Genomic DNA, 17,852 nt, shown 5'->3' on the forward strand with positions numbered 1-17,852 from the left:
CTACTTATGGCTTAAATAGTTTATAAACTCATCATAGTTACGGATATAATCAGCCTCATCAAAAGGGTCTTCAGCCAACACAAGGCACACAGCACCCGATGAGAAATCATCGAGTGTACGCCATATATCAGTATCAACAAGCAGTCCCTGGTAAGGATGATTCAGTAAAAAGGATTCCTTCCGTTGCCCGTTATCAAGTGTAACAGTGAACGATCCACTTACAGCTATAATGAATTCACGGCAATGCTTGTGTGCATGTCCACCACGGGAAGTACCTGATGGAACATCATAAGTCCAATAAGCACGGGCAACATGGAAGGGTATGTCCTTCATACCTTGGGCTATGGTGAGGTTTCCACGAGGGTCAACAACCTTCTGCAATGATATTATCTTTCCTAATGAAAACTCGTTGTCATTCATTACTCAATATGTCATTATCTCCTTATTAATGCTTTTTCATATAAGGATCAGTGCCCAAAACGGTTGCTGCCACACGCTTCGTTTTATCACGCAATTCGTCCATATCGGTTCCAACCTCACCATAACAGAGAGCTACTCCCATACGTCTTCCAACATGAGCAATAGGCTTTCCGAAGATACGCAAGCGTGTTCTATCTTCCTTACAAGCATCTAAAAGATTGTATGCTAGCGGTTTACCTGATTCCATTGGAGATAAGATAACAGCAGAACAACCTGCATGTTCAAGGTGAATAGCGGGTATTGGTAGTCCCATCACAGCCCGGAAGTGAAGCTCGAACTCGTTGAAATTGGTGGTATGAGCCAATGTTACCATACCAGTGTCATGTGGTCTTGGGGATAACTCGGAGAAGATTACCTCTCCTTGTTTGGTTAGGAAGAACTCAACTCCCCATATTCCATAACCTGTAAGAGCATTTGTTACCTCCTTAGCAATGTGTTCTGCCTGACGTAGAGCATCTTCAGAGATAGCATAAGGTTGCCAACTTTCACGATAATCGCCCCCTTTCTGTATATGACCGATAGGCGGACAGAAGAGAGTAGGACCATCTTTTTGAGTTACAGTGAGCAGTGTAAACTCACTATCAAAGTCTATGAATTCTTCTATAATTACCTCTTTTACATCCCCACGAGCTCCTTCCATCGCATTCTTGAATGCTTCTTCAAGCTCTGCATCATTATGGACATAACTTTGTCCATGCCCACTTGAACTCATCAAAGGCTTTACTACACATGGAAAACCAATCTCGTCAGCAGCAGACTTGAACTCTTCATAAGTCTTAGCATAGAAGTATTTTGCAGTTCGCAGACCGAGTTCACGAGCAGCAAGGTCACGAATAGCACGCCTATTCATCGTGAAGTTGACTGCACGAGCAGATGGGGCGATCTGAATACCACGCTGTTCATAGTCAAACAAACGCTCTGTTCGGATTGCTTCTATCTCTGGAACGATGATGTCGGGATTATGGAAGTCGACAACAGCATCAAGTGACGTACCATCAAGCATATTGATTACTTCCGACTCATCAGCAACCTGCATAGCTGGGGCGTTATCGTAACTATCACATGCCACAACATACTGTCCTGCACGTTTGGCAGCAATAGCAAACTCCTTACCCAGCTCTCCTGAGCCTAATAACAAAATCTTTTTCATGTGTAGTTTAGGGGATTGTTAATTATAAAATAGGATGTCCTTATATATAATAAGGTGTAAAGGGGAGTGCAAAATCGCACTCCATTACCTTCCTTTCTTAGTGTACATCATGTCATAATACTTCTGGTAATCACCAGAAGTAACCTCTTGTATCCAGTTCTGGTGTTCTAAGTTCCAACGAATAGTCTTCACAATACCATCAGCGAACATAGTTTCTGGATACCAGCCAAGCTCTTCCTTTATCTTTGTTGGATCTATGGCATAACGTGCATCATGCCCGAGACGATCTGGAACATGTGTTATCAAATCATTATTAATCCAACTGATATCAATGTCACCATTGGCATCCTTTACTTGTTTCTTTAGTATGGTACGTAGGTTCTTATCCTCAGTCATCATGTCATGAATGGTCTTGATAGTAAGTTTCACAATGTCGATATTCTTCATCTCATTGTGTCCACCAACGTTATAGACTTCTCCCTCACGTCCTTCACGTACCACCATATCTATTGCTTTACAATGATCTTCAACATAAAGCCAGTCTCTTACATTCAGTCCCTCACCATAAACAGGGAGTTTCTTGCCCTCAAGTATATTGTTGATAATTAATGGGATGAGCTTTTCAGGGAAGTGATAAGGACCATAATTGTTAGAACAACGCGTGATACTTACAGGCATGTGGAAAGTGTCACGATACGCCATTACAAAGTGATCAGCACTTGTCTTACTAGCAGAATAGGGACTATGAGGGCAAAGAGGAGTTTCCTCTGTGAAATATCCTTCGGCTCCGAGCGATCCATAAACCTCATCGGTTGATACTTGGTGATAACGTTTTCCTGTCTTCCAAGTAGGGTAACCCTGCTCGTCCTTACCAGTCACCCATGCTCGACGAGCTGCGTCCATGAGGTTCTGTGTACCAAGAATATTAACAGAAAGGAATAACTGTGGATCTTCAATAGAGCGGTCTACATGACTCTCTGCAGCAAAGTTCACAAGATAATCAATATCATTCTCTGCAAAGAGACGATCAACTAATTCGCGGTCACGAATATCTCCTTTCACAAAAATACAACGCTTGTCATCAATGTCATCTTTGATTGTTCCAAGGTTTCCTGCATAAGTTAGTGCATCGAGAATTATCACCTTGATATCCTCATTAACATACTTCTTATGAAGCAGATACTTGATGTAATTTGCACCAATAAAGCCTGCTGCACCAGTTACAAGATAGGTCTTCATATTCAAAACTATTATTTGTTATACTTTAATTTATTATCACTTAATGTTATAACTTCACAATCGGTAAATCTATCCCCATCGATTGTTAATCGAACTAATGTACGCTCTTTATGCCATCCACGCATACCAGCTGCACCTGGATTGATATGTAACATGTTAAGCGTCTTATCGAATTGTATCTTTAAAATATGTGAGTGTCCATCAACAAAGAGATTGGGTGGTGATGCATAAAGCATGCTCTGCACCGAACGATCATATCGACCAGGATAACCGCCAATATGCTTTAGTAAGACATCAATATCCTCACATTTAAAGCGGAGAATGTCGCGATAACGTGCTCGCATCTCATAGTCATCAATATTGCCACAGACGGCTCGGAAGATAGGTTTCATTGCTTCGAACTTGTCTGCAACCTCCATAGATCCAATGTCACCAGCATGCCATATCTCATCACACTCGCCTAGATAATACTCGTACTTATCGTCCCAGTAGCCATGAGTATCTGAGATTATACCTATCCGTTTCACGCCCTTTTCCTTATAAAATCGGCTATTACGTCTTTCGTTCCTTCCAATCCTAAGATGCTTGCATCTATACAAAGATCATAGCTTTCGGCATGTCCCCATGTCTTAGCAGTGTAATAGTTGTAATACTTAGCACGCTCACTTTCACCATTCTCAATGAGTTTACGGGCTTCATCCTCCGTACATCCACGACGCTCACAGACATTAGCTATGCGAGTCTGCATAGATGATGTGATGAATACATTCACGCAGTTTGGATTGTCACGAAGTATGTAATCTGCCGTTCTACCTACAAAAACGCAACGATCATTCTGCTTAGCAACCTCACGGATAGCATCACTCTGAAACTGATAAAGGCTCTCTTGCGAGAAGTTACTCTTATAGAAGTCACTATCAGCTAATAGTGGGAGACGAATATTGAAATGCGTCTTCAAGAAACCTTTCTGCTCATCATTCTGTTCAAAGAACTTCTCTGAAAAGCCACTTTCTTTGGCTGCAAGGTTAAGTATCTCACGATCATAAAACTTACAATCGAACTCCTCTGACAGTAGTTTAGCTATAATTCGACCACCACTTCCTATCTGTCTACCGACGTTTATGATTAGCTTTTTTCCCATATTATAGATAGTTATTTACGAACCAATACATCACACTTAACTAGCTTGTCGTTTAATTCTACGTACAAAAATAAGCATGATAATGGCAGCAATGAAGGATGCTGTAAAGTCACTCGAAGGCAATGCTGCCCACACACCATTCAATCCGAAGAAGTGAGGAAGGGCTGCAAGTAGAGGGAGAAGAAACAACAACTGGCGTGAAAGAGACAAGAAGATACTAATCTTTACCTTACCTATACACTGGAAGAAGTTGGTCACTACCATCTGATATCCTATGAATGGATACATCATCATATTGATTTGTATGGCTTTAATTGCCTGTTTTATTAATTCTGCATCGTTAGTAAACATACGTGCACAATAGTAGGGAGCCAAGTGTGCAATAAGCCATCCTGTTACCATAATAGCTGTCGCTGCAAAGGCAGCATACTTCACAACACGCATGAGTCGGTCGGTTTGTTGCGAACCATAGTTATACCCCGCAATAGGTTGCATACCCTGGTTTAAACCGATAACAAACATCACGAAAATCATGGCAATACTATTAGCAATACCATAAGCACCCACAGCAATGTCACCTCCATATCGAACCAATTGGTTGTTGATGAATATGACCACGACACAAGCACATACATTCATTAAGAAAGGAGAGATACCTATTGAAATGATATTATTCACTAAGTTTCGCTTCAATCTATAGATTCCCTTCTTCAGATGTAACAGTTCCTTTTGATTGGAGAATAGTTTCATTTGCCAACAGAGTGCTAATGCCTGAGATATGATAGTGGCTAATGCTGCCCCCCTAATACCCCAATGCCACCACCATATAAAGATGATATCTAACAGGACATTCATTAGTACTGTGAAGATGGTTGCGGCCATTGCATGACGTGGCTTAGAGGCTGCACGTAACACAGCATTCATCCCGAAGTATATGTGTGAGATAACATTTCCAGCCAAGATAACCTGCATGAAACTACGTGCATAAGGGATTGTTGCATCGCTAGCACCAAAGAATCGCAGGATAGGATCTAGGAAGATAAGACAAAGAACACTAAAGGTAACACCAATAATTAGGTTCAACGTCACTGTGTTTCCTAAGATATTCTCGGCTGCAGTATAGTCTCTTTGACCAAGCTTCACACTAATAGCTGTGGATGCACCTATTCCAATACCTGCACCGAAAGCTGTCGCAAGGTTCATGAAAGGGAATGTAATGGCAAGCCCCGAGATAGCCATCGGACCTACCACTTGACCTATAAAAACTCGATCAATGATATTATAGAGAGAAGCTGCTGTCATAGCAACCATTGCTGGCAAGGCGTATTGTATCAATAACTTGCCAACAGGTTTCGTACCTAACTCTAACGTTGCTTTCTTATTATCCATTAGGGCTTTATTACATCTCTTTAAACCATTCCCTTTAAAAGAAATGAGTGATTCTTACTCGTGAAATAGTCGACATACATACATAAAAAAGGTATTTACAAGTCATTAAACAAGAATTACCTACCTTATTAATATATCAACTTCACTATGTTGCAAAAGTACGAAAAAAAAAACTGATATTCACCTTTTATCTCAAGTAAATATCAGTTTTATACATCCTTATAGATAATGTTTTACCTGATAAGGGATATGTTCTTAAACCAGTTCTACCTTATCCATATCTTGTTCTTTATCACAATAATGGCATTTAAGAATACCTCTTGCTTTATCAACAACATGGAAGATGGTGTCCATTGGTTCGTTATTTGTGATACATTTAGGGTTGTTGCATCTTACAATGCTCCGAAGCTCATCTGGTGTTTCCACCTTCTTCTTCTCTACCACTTCATAGTCCTTAATGATGTTCAACACCACGTTCGGTGCTACAACCGACAAACGGGAGATCTCGTCATCAGTGAAGAATTTATCACTAACTTTGATGATTCCCTTAGTGCCTACCATCTTCGATGAGAAGTTATAACCGATGGTAACAGGTGTAGAGAGCTTCTGGAGCTGTAACAAATTGACCACCTGAAAAGTCTTCTCAGATGGTATATGATCAATAACTGTGCCGTTCTCAATAGCGGCAACCAAACGTTCTTTCTTTGACATAATAGGTTTCTTCTTATTTTGCTTGCGTAACTTCAATACCATCAAAAATGTCTCCTGCAGTTACATGTATGAGAAGTTCACGAACTTTCCCACTTGTATTGGGCTTAATGATGATACGATATGCATTCCGTTCTACCATTATATTATACCAGTCATGCTCTATATGATGGAAGTTCTGAGACTCTAATCCTGCATAAATAACTGTATGCTCTGTTGAAACATTACTTAGCCATGGATTTTGATAGTTCTTGCATCTCAATGTATAGGTACCTCCTTCAGCTGGAACAACAATACTCTTTGGATTACCAGGATAGTCAGCCTCCCACTTCATAGGCTCCCAATTGCCATCAAGTTCATTCTTACTGCAACTGACAAGAGTTGTGAAAAACCCAACTATCAGTGCCATTACCATTATTCTACCAACTTTATTCATAGACTTACAGATTGGTTTTTATCTCTATAAAAGTTTATTCTAATATCGTCTTATCGGCTTTCACCTCTTCTAACGATATACCTAGACAATGGCAGAAGATAGCTTCTCGAGCAAAAAGACCATTGCGTGCTTGCTGAATGTAATAAGCATGTTCGCTATCATCAACATCGTATGCAATCTCATTCACACGTGGGAGAGGATGCAAAATCTTCATATTTGGACGTGCTTGAGAGAGCATATCCCGACGGAGAATATAAACATTCTTCACCCGTTCATACTCCATCAAGTCAGAGAAACGTTCCTTTTGTACACGCGTCATATATAATATGTCAGCATGAGCTATTACATCAGGAGTAAACTCTTCATGCTCTTCAAAGCGGATACCATGCTCTTTGCAATAGAGTTTATACTCCTCAGGCATAGCTAGTTCCTTTGGTGCAATGAAGTGGAAAGTAGGGTTGAAATGGCGCATTGCCATAATAAGTGAATGTACAGTACGCCCATATTTCAAGTCTCCAACAAGGTAGATATTGAGGTTCTCAAGCGTTCCCTGTGTCTGATAGATGGTGTATAAGTCCAATAAACATTGTGAGGGATGTTGGTGCGCACCATCTCCTGCATTAATAATAGGCACAGGTGCCACTTCAGAGGCATATTGTGCAGCTCCTTCAATATAATGTCGCATAACGATAGCATCCGCATAATTAGAAACCATGAGGATAGTATCTTTCAGCGTTTCACCCTTACTGACACTCGAAACCTTCGCATCGGTAAAGCCGATAACACGCGCTCCAAGGCGATTGGCTGCTGTTTCAAAACTAAGTCGGGTACGTGTTGAAGGTTCATAAAAAAGTGTTGCAACAACCTTACCTTTAAGTAATTCACGATTAGGATGAGCCTCAAATTCTTTTGCCATATCAATAAGATACAGCAGTTGTTGGCGATCCAATCCTTCGATATTCACAAAGTTCTGTCTTCCCATCTCTATCTTGTGATGATTTGATTGATTTCTGTTTGTAAAGGTAATGATTATTTTCTTTTCTATCAAAGGGCTTGAATAGAAATACATACAGACGATAAAAAAAGTTTTAATTATTTTGCTTATCCATTGATTTACATTACCTTTGCACAATATTTTCACGGTATATGAGAAGACACTTTGTACATTTCCTCTGGGGGACATTGTTAGCTATTTTAGGTTTTACAAGCCTATTCTTCATCTCTGTATGGAATGGTTGGATAGGCTATATGCCCGATATGGACGAGTTATCAAACCCTATTGATAAGTTTGCTTCACAGGTTTACTCTTCCGATCAAAAGCTAATAGGAACATGGAACCAAGATAATAATAATCGCATTGCGATTGATTATAATGGATTATCTCCACACCTTGTTCATGCGCTTGTTGCCACTGAAGACGAACGCTTCTATGAGCATTCTGGTATTGACTTCATCGCTTTAGGACGTGCAATCATTAAGCGCGGCGTGATGAGACAGGCTAGTGCTGGAGGTGGATCTACTATCACTCAACAGTTAGCCAAACAGCTTTTTTCAGAGAAAGCACATAGTACGATGGAACGCTTGCTACAAAAGCCTATCGAGTGGATCATCGCTGTTAAGCTAGAACGTCACTTCACGAAGGAGGAGATTCTAGCAATGTATTTCAATTACTTCGACTTCTTGCACAATGCTGTTGGTATAAAACGTGCAGCCAACGTGTACTTTAATAAGGAACCTCGTAACCTCAATGTCACTGAGGCGGCTTTGTTAGTTGGTTTGTGCAAGAACCCTTCCATGTTTAATCCTCTTCGTTATCCTGAACGTTGCCGCCAGCGTCGTAACGTCGTACTCATGCAGATGGTGAAGTCTGGTTATGTAACAAAAGATGAATACGAAGAGCTTTCTCAACGCCCATTAGGTATCCATTTTACTAAGGCAAAACCTGTTGATGGAGCTGCAGACTACTTCCAGGCATTCCTCAGACAGTATATGATGGCGAATAAACCAGAGCGTAAGAACTATCAAACATGGCAGAATCGTCAATTTGTTCTCGACTCTATCGCATGGGAACAAGACCCTCTTTATGGATGGTGTAACAAGAATCTCAAGCGCAATGGCGAGCCTTATAACGTAAACACGGATGGGTTACGTATCTATACAACAATCGACACTCGCATGCAAACCTATGCCGAAGAAGCTATCCGTAAACACGTGGGAGGCTACTTACAAGCACAATTCAATGCTGCAAGTAGGTACAAGAAGAATGCGCCATTCTCATCTAATATCTCTCGAAAGACAATCAAAGAGATTATTAATAGGTCTTGTCGCCTTAGCATGCGTTACCGCAAAATGAAGGAACAAGGCGCTACTCCTGAAGAAATAAAGCGTAGTTTCCGTACACCACATGAGATGACCATCTTCACTTATCATGGTGATGTTGATACGGTGATGACGCCTATTGACTCTGTAAGATACTACAAGTCATTCTTGCGTTCAGCCTTCATGAGTATGGATCCACACACTGGTGCGGTGAAAACATACGTGGGTGGTATTGATTACCAACACTTTAAATACGATGTTGTCATGGGTGGTCGACGCCAGGTAGGTTCGACTATCAAGCCATTCCTCTACGCCCTTGCAATGCAGAATGGCATGACTCCTTGTTCATTGGCACCTAACGTTCAACGCACGTATGGAGGATGGACTCCTCGTAACGGATCGCATGCACGTTATGGACAAGAGGTTCCTTTGAGATGGGGTTTACAGCAGTCTAACAACTGGATATCTGCTTATCTCATCAATCTCTTAGGTCCTTCTCAATTCGTAAACATACTTCATGACTTCGGATTGAATAACCCTGACATTGATAAATATGCCAGTCCTGTACTCTGTCTAGGTCCTAGTGAGGCATCTGTTGGTGAGATGACTAGTGCCTACACAACCTTTGCCAATGGTGGTATTCGTTGTGCTCCTCTCTTCGTAACAAAGATAGAAGACAGCCATGGTAACGTTATTGCGAAGTTCCAACCACTAATGACTGAAGTTATATCAGAGGTTAGTTCCTATCAAATGATTGATATGCTACGTGCCGTTGTACAAGGAGGTACTGCCAGCCGATTGCGTTCTGCGTATAATATTAACATCGACATGGGAGGTAAAACAGGTACAACAAATAACAATGCAGATGGTTGGTTTATGGCTGTAACGCCTAACCTCGTTAGCGGTTGTTGGGTTGGTGGAGAAGATAGAGACATCCACTTCGATAATACCAGCATGGGGCAGGGTGCTTCTATGGCGCTTCCTGTATGGGCATACTTCATGCAGAGTGTATATGCCGATAAGCGACTTGGGTATCGAAAGGATGCTAAGTTCGCTATTCCTGCTAAGTTCGATCCATGTAAAGTAGCCGATACCATCAACGTAAATGGTATTCAGGAAGAGTACTTCTAAGGCTCTGAATGACGGGGAGTAACACGCATTATAAGGACAAACGAGGGGATTGTCCTTACAATTAAATAATTGTTTTGCTCACAATCAGGTACGCTCTCCTACAGAGGTAAACATATTCTAGTGGGAAAAGTTGGACACCTAGAATTGAAGGAAACGCCTTTCTCTATTTGAGAAGGGCGTTTCTTTGATATAAAGAGAGCCTTTCTTCCCTTCAAAGAAACACCTTCGTTAAAACTTAACAAACGTTCCCCTTTCCTTCACATAGCATTATTCTAGCCCTCCTGTCAGTCTCTGTAAAGGTAAAGAATGTCCGACAGATGTCAATTAGAATACAATCTTTTGATTTCTACAATATGTCTTCCTTATTTAAATGGAGTAAGCTAGAATAAGAAAAGAAGAGCTTTTTGTCACCATGCAAAATATAGTATATGGATTGTAATGCAGTGATTCTTTAAACGTGATAAGGCATAATCTCCAAGCAAATTAACCATAAAATCAAATTCAGAATTATGCTTCGAGAGTTTGATGAAAAGTTTGTTTCTATAGGAAATAAGCGTTAATTAGAAAGGATATTAGCAATAGAATGTGTTATATAAAACTATATTTTAGATTTTTTCCAATATCCTTGTTCGCTAGTTCTGATAATTTTATTACCTTTGCGCACGTGTTAAGAGGATATTAAGAGACGATGAGAAAGATTGTTTCTGATGTATTACCTCATACTTAAATAATATTTAATAAAAGAGAAGAAAGTGGATTCTGCCTATAATAAACTTATCGCTTTGGGCATTCGCCCATCTATCCAACGCGTTGCAATCATGAAGTATTTGCAAGCTCATCACACCCATCCTACAGTAGAGGATGTGTATTTGGCGTTGAAGAAGCAGCTCCCAACAGTAAGTCGCACGACGGTTTATAATACTCTTCGTATGCTTTCCGAACATCACGCTGCATCGATGATTACCATCGATGAACATCGTGTTTGTTATGATGGAGTTACCGAGCCTCATGCTCACTTCTTCTGCAAACGTTGCGAAAAGGTGTACGACTTTGAAGCAATGGAAATGCCTCGTTATACGGGTGAGATTGGCAAAGGCTTCCGAATTGACGATACTCAATTATATTATAAAGGTATCTGTCCTACATGCCTAAAGGCAATGGAGGAGGATAAAAAACTTAGCTAATTTGGGCTAAAACTAATACTTATCAAGGCTTTGATAAGGCTTCCCTATTATTGTAAGAATGCATTATTAAAGCCTTGATAGGTTTTTATCTTCTATTAAATTAAGGCGTTTACGCCCTAAAACAAACCATATTACAGATTTAACAGACTTGCTCAACCACTATTCTTAGTAGTGTTCTCCACTCTTTGTCATTGATTAGGAGTTTAGAAAAGACGAAGAGAAGCTCAAGAATTAATCAAGTGGTAACATTTTAGTTAGTCCTTACTACCAACGAGGGAACAAATATGTATAGTCTAAGAGAACCCCTCATCATCTGATACCTACCATTAATGATTTTTATGCAATTTATAAACTAAAATTGATCTAACCACTTGATATTACGTTTTTTTGCCTATCTTTGTCCATTGTAAGTTAATAATGTCATGTTGGTATAACCATTTACCAACATATTCACTAAATGTTTTATATAATTAAAGAATTGCCAATTATGGACAAAGCATGGAGAGGATTTACTGGTACAAAGTGGCTCGATGAAGTCAATGTGCGTCAATTTATCCAAGACAATTACGATAGTTATGATGGTGATGCTTCATTCCTTGAAGAACCAACAGCTGCAACTAATAAACTCTGGGGCATGCTTAAAGAACTTCAAAAGCAGGAACGCGCTAAGGGAGGAGTATTAGATATGGAGACGGAGGTCGTATCTAGTATGACAGCTTACGGTCCCGGATATATCGGTGAAGGGACAAAGGAAATGGAGAGAATTGTAGGTTTGCAGACAGACAAGCCTCTGAAACGTGCTTTCATGCCTTATGGTGGTATCAAGATGGCAGAACAAGCATGTACAACCTATGGTTATGAACCATCGAATAAACTGCATGAAATATTCACAAAGTACTGTAAGACGCACAATGACGGGGTCTTTGATGCTTATACAGATGAGATGAAACTCGTCAGACATAACCATATTCTTACTGGTCTTCCAGATACTTATGGACGTGGACGTATCGTTGGTGACTATCGCCGTGTGGCGCTTTATGGCGTTGATTTCCTCATCAATGAGAAAGCAAAAGACCTACGAAATTGTGGCGACGGAACGATGACTGAGAATGTTATTCGCCTACGTGAAGAAATCTCTATGCAAATGAAAGCATTGAAGGAGATGAAAGAGATGGCTGCAATCTATGGTTATGATATTTCAAAGCCAGCAACCAACGCACATGAAGCAGTACAGTGGCTTTACTTTGGATATCTAGCTGCTATAAAGACACAGAATGGTGCTGCCATGTCAGTAGGGCGTATCTCAACCTTCCTCGACATCTATATTCAACGTGATCTCAACGAAGGTACACTTACAGAAAAGGACGCACAGGAACTTATCGACCACTTAGTTATGAAGTTCCGCATGGTGAAATTCGCACGTATACCATCATATAATCAACTCTTCTCAGGCGATCCAGTATGGGCAACGTTAGAGGTTGCTGGAATGGGAATGGATGGTCGATCCATGGTTACGAAGAATGATTTTCGTTTCCTCCATACGCTTGAGAATATGGGACCATCGCCCGAACCAAACCTTACAGTATTGTATAGTTCACGTCTTCCAAAGCACTTTAAGGACTATGCCGCAAAGATATCTATATCAACAAGCTCTATCCAATACGAGAACGATGATGTAATGCGTCCAATCTGGGGAGACGACTATTCAATCTGTTGTTGCGTCTCTGCGACACAGACGGGAAAGGAGATGCAATTCTTTGGAGCACGTGCAAACCTTGCTAAATGTCTAACTTATGCTATCAGCGGAGGCGTTGATAGTAAGACAAGAGAGCAGTGTGGACCTGCTTACCGACCAATAGAAGGGGACGTAGTAACCTATGATGAGTTCATGCCTCGCTTCATGGATATGATGGAATGGCTAGCTGGTGTTTATGTAAATACACTGAACTTGATTCATTATATGCATGACAAATACTTCTATGAGGCGGCAGAACTTGCACTTATTGATACTGATGTGCGTCGTACTTTCGCAACAGGTATTGCAGGTTTTAGCCATGTGGTAGATTCTATTTCAGCTATCAAATATGCTAAAGTTAACATCATCCGTGATGAAACAGGATTCCCTATAGAGTTCAAAACAGAGGGTGACTTCCCACGTTATGGTAATGATGATGACCGTGCAGATGATATTGCTGTATGGTTGTTAAAGACCTTCATGAACATGATACGAAAGCACCACACCTATCGTAATTCAGAGCCTACAACAAGTATTCTTACCATCACTTCGAACGTTGTATATGGTAAATTTACTGGGAATATGCCTGATGGTCGTCCTGCAGGTGCGCCACTTGCTCCTGGTGCTAATCCATCTTATGGAGCAGAGCAAAATGGCTTGTTAGCATCATTGAACTCAACTGCTAAGCTCCCATATGAGTATGCGCTCGATGGAATCTCAAACACTCAGACCATCAGCCCAGATGCTCTTGGACACAACGAAGAGGAACGTATCAGCACACTCGTTGGTGTTATGGATGGCTACTTCGACCGTGGTGCACACCATTTAAACGTTAATGTATTTGGTGTTGACAAACTGATTGACTGTATGGAACATCCAGAAAAGGAAGAGTATGCTAACTTCACCATTCGTGTAAGTGGTTACGCAGTGAAGTTTATAGACCTCACACGCGAACAGCAGATGGATGTTATTGCTCGTCGGGCACATGGATCAATGTAAAATGGATAGTTTGCAGACAGATATCTCACATTTATCAGCTCCCGAGACAATGCTTCGGATACATTCTGTAGAGTCGTTCGGATCGGTTGACGGACCTGGTATTCGCTTTGTAATATTCCTTAAAGGATGTGCAATGAGGTGTCAGTACTGTCACAATCCAGATACTTGGGATAGGGCGGGGGGTAACCTCCGCTCTGTTGATGAGGTTCTTGCACAAGCACTAAGATACCGAAGTTATTGGGGAGAGAAGGGTGGTATCACTGTTAGTGGTGGTGAAGCCTTGTTACAAATACGCTCACTTACAGAGTTATTCCGCAAAGCTAAGGCATTAGGAATCAATACTTGTCTTGATACATCAGCACAACCATTCAGTCGGGAGACAACTAATTTCTCTGCTTTTGAGGAATTAATGAACTATACTGATTTAATACTTCTAGACATAAAGCACATTGACAGCAATGCACATAAGCACCTTACAGGTTGGAAGAATGAGAATATTCTAGACTGCGCACGTTATCTTTCTGATATTAAAAAGCCTGTTTGGATAAGACATGTGCTAGTTCCTGGAATCAATGATGACGATGATTCCTTACATAAACTCCGTAAATTCCTTGATTCATTAGGTAATATCGAACGTGTAGAGGTGCTACCATATCATGATTTGGGCGTATATAAATGGGAACAGCTGGGCTTACCTTACACATTATCAGAGGTTAAACCACCTACAGAAGAGAATATACTCCATGCGCGTAAGATATTAACAGAATGATAAAAGCCTATACTTTTAAGTGTTCTACGGCTTATCTTAACTTCTTAGACATCCTCCCGTCTGGCGTAATTCTTAGTTCGACAACATACGTAGTAGAGGCATCTGGGATTCCAATAAGGGCATCATAATAAAGAGCCTTTGCATCAGCACGTGTGAAGTAGAGCTTACGAAGGATACTCTTATTGAGGAAGTCTTTTGTTATTAAGGGCTGGAACTCCTGCTTACGGAAGTCATGTGCAAAGACAGGAGTACCATGGTTGAAGAGACGCAAGGATACAACATTGTCCAAATACATGTTATCAACCTCTACACCATCGCCGTTATAAGTTGATTTTATTACCTTATCTGATGTTGTTTGCACATGTATTTTGCTTTCAAAATAGCCTAAATCAGTACGGATTGTTGTATCTTGTGTTTGCTCATCGAAGGTGTTCATCGCATAAACATGATACCCGAAAGAAGGGTATAACGCCTTATCTGTACTCTTCACGAGCTTTACCTCTTCACCATTCTGGTTGATAAACTTCAATACATGAGGTGCTTGTTTATCTATCTTATAGCCATTTACGTTCTGACCTTGTAGGTAGAGCGTATCTTGATAAACCCAAAATCGCACAGGCATACTAGCCGAGTCTGGATAGAAAATACTATCACCTTTGACCAACACAGCAGGATCTCCACTGTCACCATTTATCCATAAGCCCTGCAACATCTCCTTTGCTTGTTTGTCCTCATGCGTTTTCTGATAGTCAGCACTTCGGTCTCTACAAGCAGAGAAGATTAGTAACGAGGCAAACACAACACATGCGATTATCGTTTGTTTCATCTCTTGTTTTCTAGATTGAGAGGCGTTTATTCAAATTTCTCAGCATCTTCCCATGCTAATGACTTAGCATCATCTTTCTCAGAAAGTAGAACATCCTTTGCTTCAACAGGCCATTTAATATCAACGAACTCATCATTCCATCGAATACTAGCTTCGCTTTGTGGTGCATAAACATTGTCCACCTTATATGTAAAGATAGCTTCTTCTGATAATACAAGGAAACCATGGGCAAAGCCACGAGGGATGAAGAACTGACGCTTATTATCCTCAGATAACTCTACTAAAACATACTTTCCGAAAGTAGGAGAGCTCTTGCGGAGATCGACAGCAACATCAATCACTTTTCCTTTGATAACTCTTACCAACTTAGCTTGCGAATGCTCACCCTTTTGATAATGCAGTCCTCGCAGCACACCAAAGCTCGATTTAGACTCATTATCTTGTATGAAATCCACGTGATAACCGATATGTTCATCAAATTCTGCCTGTTTGAATGCTTCAAAAAAATATCCTCTTTGATCGTTAAAAACCTTTGGTTCAATCACCCATACACCTTCGATCTCTGTCTTTATATATTCCATTTTACTACCACGTTGATGCTGTTCTTGAACGATCGAACCGAACTCTAAGTTGCCGTTCTTAATGTCTCGTGCAAGTCGGTTAATCATTCTTGTACGACTGCTTTCCTCATCTACATTAGCACCGATATACGGGTCGGCAAGTGAAGAGTATTCTCTCTCACCATTGTTAACACTTGTTTCACCATCCGAATTGAGTTCCGAAATGTCCCAATTAAATACGGTGAATATAGCTTGTTTACCCTCGTAGGCGGCTTTTGCTGCTTTCAAAGCGGCGGCACTATTCGCACCCATATCAGTTATATCTATATTAACCGAGTAAGTTTGGTTGCTACTTCTAGCCGCTAGCACACTAGTAATATCATCCTCGTCTACATCCGTAGGTGTATTGAAGTTGAATACTAATCTAGCACGTGTTACGCTATTTTCCTCGTTGTAATCTGCTAATGCGTCAGGTATCTCAATGAGTGTAACCAACGCTTTACCTTGTTTTTTTTTCATTTTTGTAAGTGTAAAAGTTTTAACAAACGTACAAAAGCACGTAGGGGGTGTTTCCCTCCATTCGTTCGTTGTTATATACTCTTAGCAATTAAAGATAGTTTTCTCTCGCAAAGATAAAGATAATTATTGATAAGGAGAAGAATTACTAACTTTTTCCGCTACGATGGTATATTTTAATTGAAGAGACTTGCCACTTTAGAATAAAATAGCTAATTTTGCAAACGTGACAAAACTCGACCGACATATAGAAATACTTCTCTTGGAGAATGATTGTGTCATTGTTCCAGGGCTAGGTGGCTTTGTTGCTCATCATGTATCAGCTAGATACGATGAGCAAGACAGCTTATTTCTGCCGCCATATCGCACCCTTGGCTTCAATGCACAGCTCACAATGAACGACTCCTTATTGGCTCAATCATATGTAGATGCGTATGATATGAGTTATCCCGAGGCGCTTCGTCAGATAGAGAATGAAGTCAATGAGATTTATCACACGCTAGAGAATGAAGGCTTTGTAGAGCTTTCCGATCTTGGAAAACTAGCTACTAATAGTGAAGGGAAACTAGAGTTTGAGCCTTATGAAAGCGGTATCTTGACCCCAATGTATTATGGTTTAAGTAGTTTTGAAGCATCACAAATTATGGAGTTAGGTGATGATAATCATACAGACCTAGCTATTTCTGATGCACAAGAACGTAAGTCTAAGCTTATATACATTGATAATTCGGATAAAGAAAATAAACGTTTGAGTATTAGTTTGCATGCTGTTCGTAGTGTTGCAGCTGCCGCTGTATTCCTAACGGCAGTATTCTTAGTTGCCTTCCCAGGCTCAACGAAGAATGGAATGTCCGAACGTCAGATTAAGAGTGGGGTACTTTATAATCTCTTCGACTCTAGTGATACTTCTAAAACATCCGTACATTTCAAACCGCTCCGAGCTATTGCTACAACAGATAATACATCCACTAAGGATGTAACAGATAATCCTTCACACTACTGGGCGATTGTAGTTGCAAGTCACGTAACCGAACTGAATGCACGTACTTATGTACAACGTATGCAGAAAAAAGGGCTTGAAGATGCTCGTGTTTATGAAGGAATTGAGAGCCTCAAAGTACTTTATGGCTATTATGCAAGCCAACACGAGGCACGCAAGCAACTAAATGCAATGAGCGGAATGACCTTCTTTAAGAATGCTTGGATTATAGAGATTGATAAGTAATAATCCGTCGTTAACTATTCAAGTAAAATCCTCTTATATCCTTAT

16 protein-coding genes are annotated in these 17,852 nt (G+C 40.5%); 5 read left to right on the forward strand and 11 right to left on the reverse strand.

Features of this window, described 5'->3' with window-relative positions; genetic code table 11:
• The 9 genes from HMPREF9969_RS10320 to pyrB all read right to left on the reverse strand — a co-directional run bounded on the left by HMPREF9969_RS10320 (position 1) and on the right by pyrB (position 7,525).
• Positions 1–420: a sugar 3,4-ketoisomerase gene (locus HMPREF9969_RS10320; protein WP_009435853.1), complete on the reverse strand. Its 420-nt coding sequence runs from the start codon at positions 418–420 to the stop codon at positions 1–3.
• Positions 421–445: 25 nt separating this feature from the next.
• Positions 446–1,630 (reverse strand): formate-dependent phosphoribosylglycinamide formyltransferase, encoded by a 1,185-nt coding sequence (gene purT, locus HMPREF9969_RS10325; protein ID WP_009435815.1) that lies wholly within the window; start codon positions 1,628–1,630, stop codon positions 446–448.
• A gap of 84 nt (positions 1,631–1,714) precedes the next feature.
• Entirely contained in the window at positions 1,715–2,869 is a 1,155-nt protein-coding gene (rfbB, locus tag HMPREF9969_RS10330) for a dTDP-glucose 4,6-dehydratase (RefSeq protein ID WP_009435994.1), read from the reverse strand.
• A gap of 11 nt (positions 2,870–2,880) precedes the next feature.
• Positions 2,881–3,396: a metallophosphoesterase family protein gene (locus HMPREF9969_RS10335; RefSeq protein WP_009435866.1), complete on the reverse strand. Its 516-nt coding sequence runs from the start codon at positions 3,394–3,396 to the stop codon at positions 2,881–2,883.
• Positions 3,393–4,010 carry an AAA family ATPase gene (locus HMPREF9969_RS10340; protein WP_009435934.1) on the reverse strand — a complete coding sequence of 206 codons (618 nt, stop codon included), beginning with the start codon at positions 4,008–4,010 and terminating at the stop codon, positions 3,393–3,395. The genes HMPREF9969_RS10335 and HMPREF9969_RS10340 overlap by 4 nt, the downstream gene beginning before the upstream one ends.
• Before the next feature lie 36 nt (positions 4,011–4,046).
• Positions 4,047–5,399 (reverse strand): MATE family efflux transporter, encoded by a 1,353-nt coding sequence (locus tag HMPREF9969_RS10345; protein WP_009435802.1) that lies wholly within the window; start codon positions 5,397–5,399, stop codon positions 4,047–4,049.
• Between the two features lie 255 nt (positions 5,400–5,654).
• Positions 5,655–6,110 (reverse strand): aspartate carbamoyltransferase regulatory subunit, encoded by a 456-nt coding sequence (gene pyrI, locus HMPREF9969_RS10350; RefSeq protein ID WP_009435959.1) that lies wholly within the window; start codon positions 6,108–6,110, stop codon positions 5,655–5,657.
• Between the two features lie 13 nt (positions 6,111–6,123).
• Positions 6,124–6,543 (reverse strand): hypothetical protein, encoded by a 420-nt coding sequence (locus tag HMPREF9969_RS10355; RefSeq protein ID WP_009435807.1) that lies wholly within the window; start codon positions 6,541–6,543, stop codon positions 6,124–6,126.
• Positions 6,544–6,577: 34 nt separating this feature from the next.
• Positions 6,578–7,525, reverse strand: coding sequence for an aspartate carbamoyltransferase (gene pyrB, locus HMPREF9969_RS10360; RefSeq protein WP_009435814.1), 948 nt, complete (start codon positions 7,523–7,525; stop codon positions 6,578–6,580).
• Positions 7,526–7,689: 164 nt separating this feature from the next.
• On the opposite strand from pyrB, the gene HMPREF9969_RS10365 reads away from it, so the two are divergent.
• The 4 genes from HMPREF9969_RS10365 (at position 7,690) to pflA (ending at position 14,680) form a co-directional block, all read left to right on the forward strand.
• Entirely contained in the window at positions 7,690–9,993 is a 2,304-nt protein-coding gene (locus HMPREF9969_RS10365; RefSeq protein ID WP_009435898.1) for a transglycosylase domain-containing protein, read from the forward strand.
• Positions 9,994–10,745: 752 nt separating this feature from the next.
• On the forward strand, positions 10,746–11,177 hold the full coding sequence (locus tag HMPREF9969_RS10370) for a Fur family transcriptional regulator (RefSeq protein WP_009435926.1): 432 nt from the start codon (positions 10,746–10,748) through the stop codon (positions 11,175–11,177).
• Positions 11,178–11,664: 487 nt separating this feature from the next.
• The gene (pflB, locus tag HMPREF9969_RS10375) at positions 11,665–13,911 is read left to right on the forward strand and encodes a formate C-acetyltransferase (protein WP_009435763.1); all 2,247 of its coding nucleotides are present in this window, start codon (positions 11,665–11,667) and stop codon (positions 13,909–13,911) included.
• A complete protein-coding gene (gene pflA / locus HMPREF9969_RS10380; protein WP_156787980.1) occupies positions 13,898–14,680 on the forward strand; it encodes a pyruvate formate-lyase-activating protein in 783 nt (260 codons plus the stop codon). The genes pflB and pflA overlap by 14 nt, the downstream gene beginning before the upstream one ends.
• 31 nt (positions 14,681–14,711) lie before the next feature.
• Here the strand turns inward: pflA and HMPREF9969_RS10385 are convergent, their stop codons facing one another.
• Positions 14,712–15,506: a DUF4738 domain-containing protein gene (locus HMPREF9969_RS10385; protein ID WP_009435808.1), complete on the reverse strand. Its 795-nt coding sequence runs from the start codon at positions 15,504–15,506 to the stop codon at positions 14,712–14,714.
• Between the two features lie 26 nt (positions 15,507–15,532).
• On the reverse strand, positions 15,533–16,087 hold the full coding sequence (gene rfbC / locus HMPREF9969_RS10390; protein WP_036895693.1) for a dTDP-4-dehydrorhamnose 3,5-epimerase: 555 nt from the start codon (positions 16,085–16,087) through the stop codon (positions 15,533–15,535).
• A 721-nt stretch (positions 16,088–16,808) separates the two neighbouring features.
• Here rfbC and HMPREF9969_RS10395 point away from each other — a divergent pair.
• Entirely contained in the window at positions 16,809–17,807 is a 999-nt protein-coding gene (locus HMPREF9969_RS10395) for an SPOR domain-containing protein (protein ID WP_009435949.1), read from the forward strand.
• Positions 17,808–17,852 lie beyond the last annotated feature (45 nt).

Origin of the sequence: Prevotella sp. oral taxon 306 str. F0472 (genome assembly GCF_000257925.1) — a bacterium.
Classification (GTDB): Bacteria; Bacteroidota; Bacteroidia; order Bacteroidales; family Bacteroidaceae; genus Prevotella; species Prevotella vespertina.

Excerpts from the sequence above, each read along its gene's own strand:
- rfbC (WP_036895693.1), bottom strand. The coding sequence starts at position 16,087 with ATGGAATATATAAAGACAGAGATCGAAGGTGTATGGGTGATTGAACCA.
- purT (WP_009435815.1), bottom strand. The coding sequence starts at position 1,630 with ATGAAAAAGATTTTGTTATTAGGCTCAGGAGAGCTGGGTAAGGAGTTT.
- HMPREF9969_RS10340 (WP_009435934.1), bottom strand. The coding sequence starts at position 4,010 with ATGGGAAAAAAGCTAATCATAAACGTCGGTAGACAGATAGGAAGTGGT.
- HMPREF9969_RS10355 (WP_009435807.1), bottom strand. The coding sequence starts at position 6,543 with ATGAATAAAGTTGGTAGAATAATGGTAATGGCACTGATAGTTGGGTTT.
- HMPREF9969_RS10320 (WP_009435853.1), bottom strand. The coding sequence starts at position 420 with ATGAATGACAACGAGTTTTCATTAGGAAAGATAATATCATTGCAGAAG.
- HMPREF9969_RS10385 (WP_009435808.1), bottom strand. The coding sequence starts at position 15,506 with ATGAAACAAACGATAATCGCATGTGTTGTGTTTGCCTCGTTACTAATC.
- pflA (WP_156787980.1), top strand. The coding sequence starts at position 13,898 with ATGGATCAATGTAAAATGGATAGTTTGCAGACAGATATCTCACATTTA.
- pyrI (WP_009435959.1), bottom strand. The coding sequence starts at position 6,110 with ATGTCAAAGAAAGAACGTTTGGTTGCCGCTATTGAGAACGGCACAGTT.
- pyrB (WP_009435814.1), bottom strand. The coding sequence starts at position 7,525 with ATGGGAAGACAGAACTTTGTGAATATCGAAGGATTGGATCGCCAACAA.
- HMPREF9969_RS10345 (WP_009435802.1), bottom strand. The coding sequence starts at position 5,399 with ATGGATAATAAGAAAGCAACGTTAGAGTTAGGTACGAAACCTGTTGGC.
- rfbB (WP_009435994.1), bottom strand. The coding sequence starts at position 2,869 with ATGAAGACCTATCTTGTAACTGGTGCAGCAGGCTTTATTGGTGCAAAT.
- HMPREF9969_RS10365 (WP_009435898.1), top strand. The coding sequence starts at position 7,690 with ATGAGAAGACACTTTGTACATTTCCTCTGGGGGACATTGTTAGCTATT.
- pflB (WP_009435763.1), top strand. The coding sequence starts at position 11,665 with ATGGACAAAGCATGGAGAGGATTTACTGGTACAAAGTGGCTCGATGAA.